This is a genomic window from Streptococcus sp. HMSC071D03, assembly GCF_001812125.1.
GTDB classification, from domain to species: domain Bacteria; phylum Bacillota; class Bacilli; order Lactobacillales; family Streptococcaceae; genus Streptococcus; species Streptococcus pseudopneumoniae_N.
On sequence record NZ_KV807741.1, the window covers coordinates 1 to 10,368 of the forward strand.

Below are 10,368 nucleotides of genomic sequence, written 5' to 3' on the forward strand. Positions count from 1 at the left end.
CATCAACCCACTACAGTTGACAAAGAGCCGTTTTCATTATTGTACCCATTCACCATTATAGTTGACGTAGTAGCCATCTACTTTTGTATTCACAGCTAGGGCACCTGAACTATAGGCATAGTACCATTTACCATTAACTTGGAACCAGCCTGTCACCATAGCTCCTGACGAACGAAGATAATACCAAGTATTATCGACATAAATCCAGCCAGTTTTCATATCACCATTTTGAGCATCTAAATAATACCAAGTTGAACCATCTAAATACCAACCGGTCGCCATAGCACCTGATGAACGGAGATAGTACCACTTGTTACCAAGATACTGCCAACCCGTTTGCATTGCAGCAGTTGTTGGATCTAGATAATACCATGGAGCAGCTTTTAGCTTATCTTCATCATATGTAAGAGGAAAATCCTTAACCCAACCACGTGCGAGCTCCCCAACAGTCAATCTGTTGATGCGAGAATCAAAGCCACCATCCTGCTGTAAATAATACCAGTGCCCCTCATCATGAACCCAACCAGTTTTTAAGGTGTGATAACTTCTTTGGTCTTCAAAATAATAAACTCGTTTCTCAGTAGAGCTATCATATTGTTCACCATGGTGTTTGTTGGTATTTGTAGCAGTTTTTGCTTCTAACACTTGCTTGCCAACAAATTCTTGTAGCACCCCATCTTGACCAAAGTAAAACCAATCTGGTCTAAAAGCAACATCTTGCCTTATAGAAGAACCAATCGTAACCCCTTCGTGTGGAGCAGGTATATATTGCCAGCCGACAACCATCTCTCCAGATAAAGGATCAAAATAATAGTACTTACCATCTATCACTCGCCAGTAGGTTTCTTTGAGGTCCCCCTTCTTGTAGTAGGTTCTACCATTTTCTTGGACAAATTTCCAGCCTTCAGAATTCGAATCATCCGCAAATACTGTACTAGTTGCTAACAGACTAAAGAAGAAGACTGCTAGACCGACTTGCATCATTTTTTTCAAAAATTTCATTCTTTTATCCTCCAAAATGATTATAGCAAATGTTTTTGTTTTTATCAATATATTATATTTAAACCAACAAGAATCTACTCAAAATTTGCTTTGAACTTGAAGTTAAGACTGACCAATTTGTTAAAAAATAAACTGATAGACAGCACAGGTTTAGCCTCATGAGATTTTCTATGAAGATGATCGTTTATTTAAAGCTCAAAAAAAGCAGTTACAAAACTGCAACTGCTTTTTATTCCTGCATGGTATAACCAACACCACGCACTGTTTTGATGTAGCTCTTTTGACCTTTGACATCAATCTTGCTCCGTAGATATCGGATATAGACATCTACGATATTGGTCTCTGTAGCACTTTCATACTTCCAGACACTCTCTAGCAATTGTTCACGAGTTAAGACTTTCTTACTCCCCATGAGTGTAGCTAAGAGGTCATATTCACGACGAGTGAGAGCAATCATTTCATCGCCACGATAGACTGTATGGTGTTCAACATCCATACGCAGATTACGATAAGCTGTCGGAACTTTCATCTGACTACAGTGTTGGTCGATGAAATCTCGACCTCGGAAGATAGCTGAAATACGACTGACCAAATCATCAATAATGATAGGTTTATAGATATATGAAACAGCGAAACGCTGGATTGTTTCAAGTTGGTCTTGCAATTCTTCTCGATGGTCCAAGATCATGATCACCGCAGCTGGCTTGGTTCGACTCAACTTATCTGCAAAATCCTGGGCTGTCATATCCCCTAGATGAGCATTCAGTAAAATCAAGTCATAGTCTGTCTGAAGAGCCATGGAGAGGGCTTTTTGTCCCTCTTCTACCTGATCAACTCGGTATTGCTCTTTTTGGAGTTCCAGACTTAAAAAATGAGCTAGATTTCTTTCTTTCTCAAGTAATAAAATCCGTTTCCCCATGGCTGACCTACTTATTTTTCGTCATACCAAGAGTAGTGGAAGGTTCCTTCTTTGTCTTTACGTTGGTAAGTGTGGGCACCAAAGTAGTCACGTTGTGCTTGGATCAAATTAGCTGGAAGACCAGCTGAACGGTAGCTATCATAATATGTAATAGCTGCTGAGAAGGTTGGTACTGGTACACCAGCTTGAACCGCAAGACTTACGATATCACGAACAGATTGTTGGTACTTAGCAGTGACATCCAAGAAGTACTCATCCAAAAGAAGGTTAGCAAGGTCTGCATCACGGTTGTATGCATCAGTAATCTTTTGCAAGAAACGTGAACGGATGATACATCCATCACGCCAGATAGAAGCGATATCTGCAAATGGCAAGTTCCAGTTGTTTTCTTTAGAAGCTACACGCAATTGAGCAAAACCTTGTGCGTATGAGATGATTTTTGAGAAGTAAAGGGCTTGGCGGATTTTTTCAATCAACTCAGCCTTATCACCTTCAAATTTGAAGGCCACTGGTTTTGGAAGTACCTTGCTAGCATGTACACGTTCTTCTTTGTAAGTAGAGATGTAACGGGCAAATACTGACTCAGTGATGAGTGACAATGGAACACCAAGGTCAAGCGCTGATTGGCTAGTCCATTTACCAGTTCCCTTGTTTCCTGCAGCATCCAAGATGTAGTCTACGATTGGACCATCTTGACCTTCGTCGTCTTTGCGTCCAAGGATATCCGCAGTGATTTCGATCAAGTAGCTGTCCAATTCGCCCTTGTTCCACTCAGTAAAGATTTCAGCCATATCTTGAGCTGAAAGGCCAAGCAAGTGTTGCATAAGATCGTAGCTTTCTGCGATCAATTGCATATCACCATACTCGATACCGTTGTGAACCATTTTCACATAGTGACCAGCACCATCAGGACCGATGTAAGTCACACATGGTTTGCCATCTTCTGGTGCTTTAGCTGAGATTTCTTCAAGAACATCCGCAACCAATTCGTAGGCCTCTTTTTGTCCACCAGGCATGATAGAAGGACCTTCAAGGGCACCTTTTTCACCACCAGAAACACCTGTACCAATGAAGTTGATACCTGAGTTTGCCAATTCTTCATTACGACGGATGGTATCTTTATAGAAAGTGTTTCCTCCGTCGATCAAGATATCACCCTTGTCAAGATGTGGAAGAAGGGCTTGAATCGTCGCATCTGTACCAGGTCCTGCTTGAACCATCAGCATAATACGACGTGGTTTTTCGATTGAGTTTACAAAACTTTCAACGTCATAGCTTGGCACGAAGTTTTTATCAGGGTGGCAAGCAATCACATCTTCAGTTTTTTCTTTACTACGGTTATAAATAGCAACTGTATAACCACGAGATTCAATATTAAGGGCAAGGTTACGACCCATTACGGCCATACCAACAACACCAAAGTTAGCTTTTGTCATGTGACACTCCTCTTGTTTAATATGTTTTATTTTATCATGTTTATCTGTGAAAAGAAAGAATTTTGTAACAATTTGACTAGTAGTCTAAATCATCCGCATGTCCAGAGCCATTCCCTACAAAGTAACCTGTCTTACAATTAAGGGTAAAGAGATAGGTACCATCTGGTTTATAAAGATTATAGTAGCCATTGCCATTAACAATATTCACAGGTTCCAAAATATATTGGTTGCCTGTAATGTAGCCACGCGCACGCGAAGTCTCAAGAATTCGTTCAAGGACACCATCTGCAAAAGTCCAAGCAGGATCACTACTATCACTTACAGCAGCTTGATTGTACGGTACTCGACTGACACTTCTTTGTAGGTTCACACCATTGCTTGCTAGTCCACTATTAAGGATATTATTTGCTGAGGCTGTTTCACCCGCTGAAGTTGATGCATTAGCAGAGCTGCTAGCATTGCTTTCAGTTGCTGAGTTTGACTCTGTTTGGCTTGATGAACTTGATTGACTACTGCTAGAGCTTGTAGAACTTGAAAGTTGACTCTTACCGAGACTAATGGCCTTATCTAGCAGTTTATCAATTTCAGTATTCCCAGTCTTAACTTCGGTAAATTTGGCATCTGCCTTAACCTTAGCATTCGTGTTTAGAACACCATCTGTGATCGCTGGTGTTTCAAATTGAGCATTAACATCTTGTACCGCTTTGATTTGTGTTTCAAGACTATCGTATTTTGATTTGGCAAGAGTATGCTCACTAGTTCCCTCAAGTTTATCTAAAAGTTCTTTGAGCTGATTCAGTTGACTAAACTGACTATTTTTTAGGGCAGTTTTATTCTCATCAGTATAAAAAGTATCATAAAGACTGTTGAATTGATTGAGTATTGCTTGATTGCTTACCAAACCTGCATCAGATGACTGAGACTGAATTTCTTGAGAAGAACGAGTAATCTGACGATAAACGTAGTAGCTACCCCCAATAATCAAGACAATAATCGCTAAAAGAGCTGACAAGATGATCCACAGCTTTTTGTTTTGTGGCTCATCTTCTGCTTGAGCAGAGCGAGATAAGGATTGATATTCCTCTTGCAAAGCATCATCATCCTCGACCACAAGGGGCTCAGTTACAGGTTCCACTAGGTTTTTATCCATAAGTAAGATTTCCTCTAGTGGCGGAAGGATGAATTCTTGACCTTCTATTCCCTCTTCTTCATCAAACTTCTCTGATTCAGAAACTTCTTCTACTGGTTCTGTCTCTTCATCAATCGTTTCTTTAGCTTCTTGGATCAAATCATCTAGACTTTGAAGTTCCTCTTTCTTAGCCTGAATGTTTGTAAATTTATCAGCTTCGATTTCTTCACGGTGTTGTTTAATGTATTTGTCCAAAATGGTATCATCAGGAGTTACTCCTGCTTCGATTTCTTCATTTTTTCGAATAACTTGTCCAACCGTTAGATCCTTAGCTTCCTCAAAATCAAACTGAGGTTCCTGGGAGGTTTTCTCAGGTTCTAACAACTCTTCTTTTTTATCCTTTGGATCCATGGCAACTCCTTTCTAATCTGTCAAATTTCTTTTGACACGTTGACCAAAATATTGATATAAATCAACTTTCAAAGTACCATTATAGAGTTTTCGTTTTTTGTCCGCCTGACTACCATATTTACTTTCAAAGGCTTCATCACTAGTCAAGATAAACTTACTCCAAGTTTTGAGTGGTTCAAAAACCTCACCCATTTCAGCATAAAGTTTAGTTACTCCTGCATCATCTGACAGACGTTCCCCATATGGTGGGTTAGAGATAATAACTCCGTTAATCTTGTCCGTACGCAAATCCTGTACGCGCATCTGTTTAAAGAGAATATCTCCAGATACTCCTGCTGCCTGCGCATTAGCCTTGGCAATTTCTACCATACGACCATCAATATCACAGCCCATAATATCCAGTTTAATCTCTCGATCTATCTGCTTACTAGCCTCAGTTCTGACTTCTTGAATCAAGCGGTCACTGACCCAGTTCCATTCTTCAAAGGCAAAGGAACGACGCAAACCAGGCGCCATCTTGCGCGCAATCATAGCCGCCTCAATACAAAAAGTTCCCGAACCACAGGTTGGATCAATCAAAGGCTTATCTGGATACCAGTTTGACAGTTGCAAAATAGCAGCTGCCATATTTTCTTTGATAGGAGCACCACCCTTTTCGGTACGATAGCCACGTTTAAAGAGACTTGACCCACTTGTATCAATCATAAGAGTCGCTATATCTTTCAAAATGGAAACTTCAATCTTGAACTCAGGGCCATTCTCCATCAGGGGAACACCTTCTGGTCGTGCATAGTGTTTTTGTAGTTTCTTAACGACTGCCTTCTTAGAAATTGCCTGCACACTTGGCTCATTGTGTAATTTTGACTTGACACACTTAGCCTTGGCAATTGGGAAACGGGCTCCAAGTGGGAGATAGTTCTCCCAATCTAGAGCAAAAACACCTTGGAAGAGTTCTTCAAATGTTTTTGCAGGAAAAGTTCCCACAACGATTTTGATCCTATCCGCAGCTCTTAGCCACAAGTTTGTTTGGATGATTGCTTTCACATCACCTTGAAAACGGACACGACCGTTTTCAACCTGACAATCATAACCAAGATCGCGTACCTCACGCCCAACTACAGCTTCCAAACCCGCCGCAGCAGTAGCAATTAAATTAAATGTTGTTTTCATTTCAGTCTTTTATAGACCTTTCTTTATTCACTTTAAAAAATGAGGTTGAGAATATATCTCAGCCCCAACCTATATGCAATTTTCTATAAGCCATGTTTTGTTCCAGAAGTGACTAGGACCACTTCCTTCGATAATCATCTGTCTACCACTAGCAGCTCTAGCTGATAGCAGTCAGAGTACTACGTTCGTTTCCGCGCACTCCATGCCCCGACCAAAATTTGGGTTGCTAGCTTGAGGGGTTTACCGCGTTCCACTCTCTCCGTTTCCAGAGAGACTCCGTCACTGTGGCACTTTCAAGCCTACTCTGACCTATCAAAAGACTTAGCCATTTCAACTGCCGTAACGATTTCTCGTCCCTAGGCTTATGGTTTCGCCTAGCACAAACACTACAGGCATCACAGCCTGTGCTAGCATGGACTTTCCTCATGAAAAGAAATTCTCTTCACGCGATTATCCAAAAATTGCACAACAGAAGTATTCTTAGAAATCAGAATTATCCATGATTTGTTTGCCAAATACTTCTTTTTCAAGACGATTCAAACGTTTCAAAATATCAAAGTTTGTCATAGAAGTCGTACTTCCATGATCTGCTGGTTCAGAAGTTGCTGGTGTCACTTGAGGTTTTTTAGCCAATTCCTCTTTAAGCTCCGCGATTTCTGAACGGAGTGACTTCACTAATGCTGCATAAGTTTCATAATCCTTGATGACATCATCCAAAAATCCATCAACCTCTGCTTTACTATATCCACGTACTTCTCTTCCAAAATCCTGTTCAAAAATATCTTTTGCTGTAAAAATAATACTTGCCATGTCTCTCTCCATTCTCAGTTGCTAGTATTATTATATAAAAAAAGGCAAACAAAAAGCAAGGTCAAAGGCTCAATTTTCGGAAAAATTTTCAGCTACTTCGTTTAATTCCTCAAATGTTAATCTTTTTGTAATATAGTTGTCTTTCTTTTTCATCAGTTCGTAAAAATACTTCAGTTTTGTTTCATTTTCTTCATCATAAAAAAGATAGGCGCCATCTGTATTTTCAAATAAGAAAAGTTGATAATCTCGTAATTGACCCTTGTGCTCGTAATTTGGATAGGCGTACTTAACAAAATCAACTTGTTTAAATTCACTCAGTTTGACCTGATTCCCCTCATTCCAGTTTTCCCCATGAGTTTCAAAATCAAAGATAGTGGCAAGTTGGAAACCAAAGTCATCTTTCATATCTCTAGCCACCTCTAAAACCCAGTGTTCAAATCCCAGAGTTCCCGTAAATACCAACCATTTCACCCCTTCGTCTGCCATTTTTTCCAAATCTCTACGAATGGCTTTTTTAATAATTTTTAAACGAATATCTTTGTCATTAAACAATCCTAAATCAAAGCTAGAATAGCCTAAAACCAAGGCTGTATGCATTTTTTCATCCTTTCTGTGCACTTTTATGATATAATAGAGTGATGTTATTGTACCAATAAGGAGAATTATGGTCAACTATCCTCATAAACTTTCATCAAAAAAAAAACAAGAAGTCACCTCACAAATTAAAAATTTCGCAAATCGTGGGATGACCTTTGAGAAGATGATCAATGCTACAAACGATTATTATCTGACACACGGTTTGGCTGTTATCCATAAGAAACCTACTCCTGTTCAGATTGTCCGCGTCGACTATCCTCAGCGTAGTCGTGCTAAGATTGTTGAAGCTTATTTTAGACAAGCATCGACTACCGATTATTCTGGAGTTTATGAAGGGTTTTACATCGATTTCGAAGCCAAGGAAACCAAGCAAAAACATGCGATTCCGATGAAGAACTTCCATCCTCATCAGATTCGGCATATGGAACAAGTCCTTGAACAAAAAGGAATTTGCTTTGTCCTTCTTCATTTTTCTTCTTATCAAGAAACGTATTTATTGCCGGCACTTGACCTCGTCCGTTTTTATCATCAGGATATGGGAAAAAAGTCAATGCCGCTTGACTATATCAAAGAATTCGGTTATGTGATTGAGCAGTCTGCTTTTCCACAAATTCCTTACCTTGATACAGTCAAACAACATTTACTAGGTGGTAAAACAATATGAACAAACAAACTATCTTGCGCATCGTTAAATACCTCAGCATTGTTATGATTAGCTTATTTATCGTAGCTTTCCTACTTGGCGGTGGTGTATTTCTTTACTATGCAAACAAGGCTCCTGAACTCTCTGAAAGCAAACTTGTTGCAACTACATCAAGTAAAATTTATGATAGCAAAAATGAACTCATCGCAGATTTAGGTGCTGAACGTCGCGTCAATGCTCAAAGTAGTGACATTCCTACTGATCTTGTCAATGCGATTGTCTCTATCGAGGATCACCGTTTCTTTAACCATAGAGGAATTGATAGCATTCGTATAGCAGGAGCTTTCCTTCGTAACCTTCGAAGCAACAGTGGTCTTCAAGGTGGATCAACTTTGACTCAGCAGTTGATAAAATTGACCTACTTCTCAACATCGACAGCTGATCAAACCCTATCCCGTAAAGTTCAAGAAGCTTGGTTAGCTATCCAGCTAGAGCGAACTGCAACTAAACAAGAAATCTTGACCTATTACGTCAATAAGGTCTACATGTCAAATGGTAACTATGGTATGCAGACTGCTGCAGAGAACTACTATGGTAAGGATCTCAAAGATTTGTCCATTCCACAGCTAGCACTCTTAGCAGGTATGCCACAGGCTCCAAACCAATACGATCCTTATTCTCATCCTGAAGCTGCCCTTGAAAGACGAAACCTTGTTTTGTCAGAAATGCAAAGGCAAGGATACCTTACAGCCGAACAATATGAAACAGCCATCAATACTCCAATCACAGATGGACTTCAAAGTCTAAAATCTGTTAATAGCTATCCACAGTACATGGATAACTATCTTAAAGAGGTTATTGACCAAGTAGAACAAGAGACAGGTTATAATCTATTAACAACAGGTATGGAAGTCTATACAAACGTTGACCAAGAGGTACAAAAACACCTTTGGGACGTCTATAATACTGATCAATACGTAAACTATCCTGATGATGATATCCAAGCAGCTTCTACTATCATTGATGTATCAAATGGTAACGTTATTGCCCAACTCGGATCTCGTCACCAAGCTAGCAATGTATCCTTTGGTACTAACCAAGCAGTGGAAACAAACCGTGACTGGGGTTCAACTATGAAACCAATTACGGACTATGCACCTGCACTTGAGTACGATATCTATGACTCAACTGCTTATATGCTTAAGGATGTACCATATAAATTCCCAGGTACTAGCACTCCAGTCTACAACTGGGATCGTGGCTATTATGGTAACATCACTCTTCAAACTGCTATCCAACAATCTCGTAACGTACCAGCAGTTGAAACTCTCGATAGAGTTGGACTCGATAAAGCCAAAAAATTCTTAAACGGACTTGGCATTGATTATCCAACCATGGTATATGCAAACGCAATTTCAAGTAATACGACTGAATCAGGTAAACAGTACGGTGCAAGTAGTGAAAAAATGGCTGCCGCCTATGCTGCATTTGCTAACGGTGGTATCTATCACAAACCAATGTATATCAATAAAGTTGTCTTTAGCGACGGTAGTTCAAAAGAGTTTTCTGATCAAGGTACTCGTGCTATGAAAGAAACAACCGCCTATATGATGACAGAAATGATGAAAACCGTATTATACTCTGGTACAGGTCGAGACGCTTATATTTCATGGCTTCCACAAGCAGGTAAAACTGGTACATCAAACTACACTGATGAAGAGATTGAAAACCACATCAAAACAAGTCAATTTGTTGCTCCGGATGAAATGTTTGTTGGTTATACCCGTAAATATTCAATGGCAGTCTGGACCGGTTACTCAAACCGCCTTACTCCAATCGTTGGTGATGGCTTTACTGTTGCCACTAGTATCTATCGTTCTATGATGCAGTATCTAGCAGAGGACGATCATCCTGGTGACTGGACAATGCCAGAAGGACTTTATAGAAGCGGTGATTACGTCTTCAAGAATGGGGCACGTAGCAACTGGATTCCACAATCAACTCAAGCAAGTTCGACAACAGAGAGCTCTAGCTCAAGTTCAACTTCAACAACTGAAAGTGAAAGCTCCTCAAATGAAAATACGAATGGTACTACTAATCCAAATGCAACGCAACCAAACTCATCTGCAAATTCTCAACAACAAAACCAACCCCAACAAAATCCACGAAGACAGCAATAAAATATAGAAAAAACTGAGAATAACACCTCAGTTTTTTCTATATAGTCAATTGAAACAAGAACAAGACAAAA

9 protein-coding genes and 1 other RNA gene are annotated in these 10,368 nt (G+C 39.8%); 2 read left to right on the forward strand and 8 right to left on the reverse strand.

Going from position 1 to position 10,368, the window contains the following annotated elements:
• Positions 1-36: 36 nt before the first annotated feature.
• The 8 genes from cbpF to HMPREF2837_RS04595 form a co-directional block, all read right to left on the reverse strand.
• Positions 37-1,002 (reverse strand): choline-binding protein CbpF, encoded by a 966-nt coding sequence (gene cbpF, locus HMPREF2837_RS04560; RefSeq protein WP_075230678.1) that lies wholly within the window; start codon positions 1,000-1,002, stop codon positions 37-39.
• A gap of 229 nt (positions 1,003-1,231) precedes the next feature.
• Positions 1,232-1,921, reverse strand: coding sequence for a response regulator transcription factor (locus tag HMPREF2837_RS04565; RefSeq protein ID WP_000518023.1), 690 nt, complete (start codon positions 1,919-1,921; stop codon positions 1,232-1,234).
• An 11-nt stretch (positions 1,922-1,932) separates the two neighbouring features.
• Positions 1,933-3,357, reverse strand: coding sequence for an NADP-dependent phosphogluconate dehydrogenase (gene gndA / locus HMPREF2837_RS04570; RefSeq protein ID WP_075230679.1), 1,425 nt, complete (start codon positions 3,355-3,357; stop codon positions 1,933-1,935).
• 76 nt (positions 3,358-3,433) lie between these two features.
• Positions 3,434-4,897, reverse strand: coding sequence for a cell division site-positioning protein MapZ (locus tag HMPREF2837_RS04575; RefSeq protein WP_075230680.1), 1,464 nt, complete (start codon positions 4,895-4,897; stop codon positions 3,434-3,436).
• 12 nt (positions 4,898-4,909) lie between these two features.
• Positions 4,910-6,067, reverse strand: coding sequence for a THUMP domain-containing class I SAM-dependent RNA methyltransferase (locus tag HMPREF2837_RS04580; RefSeq protein ID WP_049549528.1), 1,158 nt, complete (start codon positions 6,065-6,067; stop codon positions 4,910-4,912).
• 81 nt (positions 6,068-6,148) lie between these two features.
• Positions 6,149-6,529: RNase P RNA component class B (gene rnpB, locus HMPREF2837_RS04585), an RNA gene on the reverse strand.
• Positions 6,530-6,547: 18 nt separating this feature from the next.
• Positions 6,548-6,877, reverse strand: coding sequence for a cell division regulator GpsB (gene gpsB / locus HMPREF2837_RS04590; RefSeq protein ID WP_049549529.1), 330 nt, complete (start codon positions 6,875-6,877; stop codon positions 6,548-6,550).
• Positions 6,878-6,946: 69 nt separating this feature from the next.
• A complete protein-coding gene (locus HMPREF2837_RS04595) occupies positions 6,947-7,474 on the reverse strand; it encodes an SLOG family protein (RefSeq protein ID WP_049549530.1) in 528 nt (175 codons plus the stop codon).
• 67 nt (positions 7,475-7,541) lie between these two features.
• Here HMPREF2837_RS04595 and recU point away from each other — a divergent pair, with 67 nt between their 5' ends.
• Complete coding sequence (gene recU / locus HMPREF2837_RS04600) at positions 7,542-8,138, forward strand: Holliday junction resolvase RecU (RefSeq protein WP_049549531.1); 597 nt, start codon at positions 7,542-7,544, stop codon at positions 8,136-8,138.
• Positions 8,135-10,297 (forward strand): penicillin-binding protein PBP1A, encoded by a 2,163-nt coding sequence (gene pbp1a / locus HMPREF2837_RS04605; RefSeq protein WP_049549532.1) that lies wholly within the window; start codon positions 8,135-8,137, stop codon positions 10,295-10,297. The genes recU and pbp1a overlap by 4 nt, the downstream gene beginning before the upstream one ends.
• Positions 10,298-10,368: the final 71 nt, after the last annotated feature.

Bases quoted from the DNA above. Each gene is read 5' to 3' on its own strand.
- cbpF (WP_075230678.1), bottom strand. From the start codon at position 1,002: ATGAAATTTTTGAAAAAAATGATGCAAGTCGGTCTAGCAGTCTTCTTC.
- HMPREF2837_RS04565 (WP_000518023.1), bottom strand. From the start codon at position 1,921: ATGGGGAAACGGATTTTATTACTTGAGAAAGAAAGAAATCTAGCTCAT.
- gndA (WP_075230679.1), bottom strand. From the start codon at position 3,357: ATGACAAAAGCTAACTTTGGTGTTGTTGGTATGGCCGTAATGGGTCGT.
- HMPREF2837_RS04575 (WP_075230680.1), bottom strand. From the start codon at position 4,897: ATGGATCCAAAGGATAAAAAAGAAGAGTTGTTAGAACCTGAGAAAACC.
- HMPREF2837_RS04580 (WP_049549528.1), bottom strand. From the start codon at position 6,067: ATGAAAACAACATTTAATTTAATTGCTACTGCTGCGGCGGGTTTGGAA.
- gpsB (WP_049549529.1), bottom strand. From the start codon at position 6,877: ATGGCAAGTATTATTTTTACAGCAAAAGATATTTTTGAACAGGATTTT.
- HMPREF2837_RS04595 (WP_049549530.1), bottom strand. From the start codon at position 7,474: ATGCATACAGCCTTGGTTTTAGGCTATTCTAGCTTTGATTTAGGATTG.
- recU (WP_049549531.1), top strand. From the start codon at position 7,542: ATGGTCAACTATCCTCATAAACTTTCATCAAAAAAAAAACAAGAAGTC.
- pbp1a (WP_049549532.1), top strand. From the start codon at position 8,135: ATGAACAAACAAACTATCTTGCGCATCGTTAAATACCTCAGCATTGTT.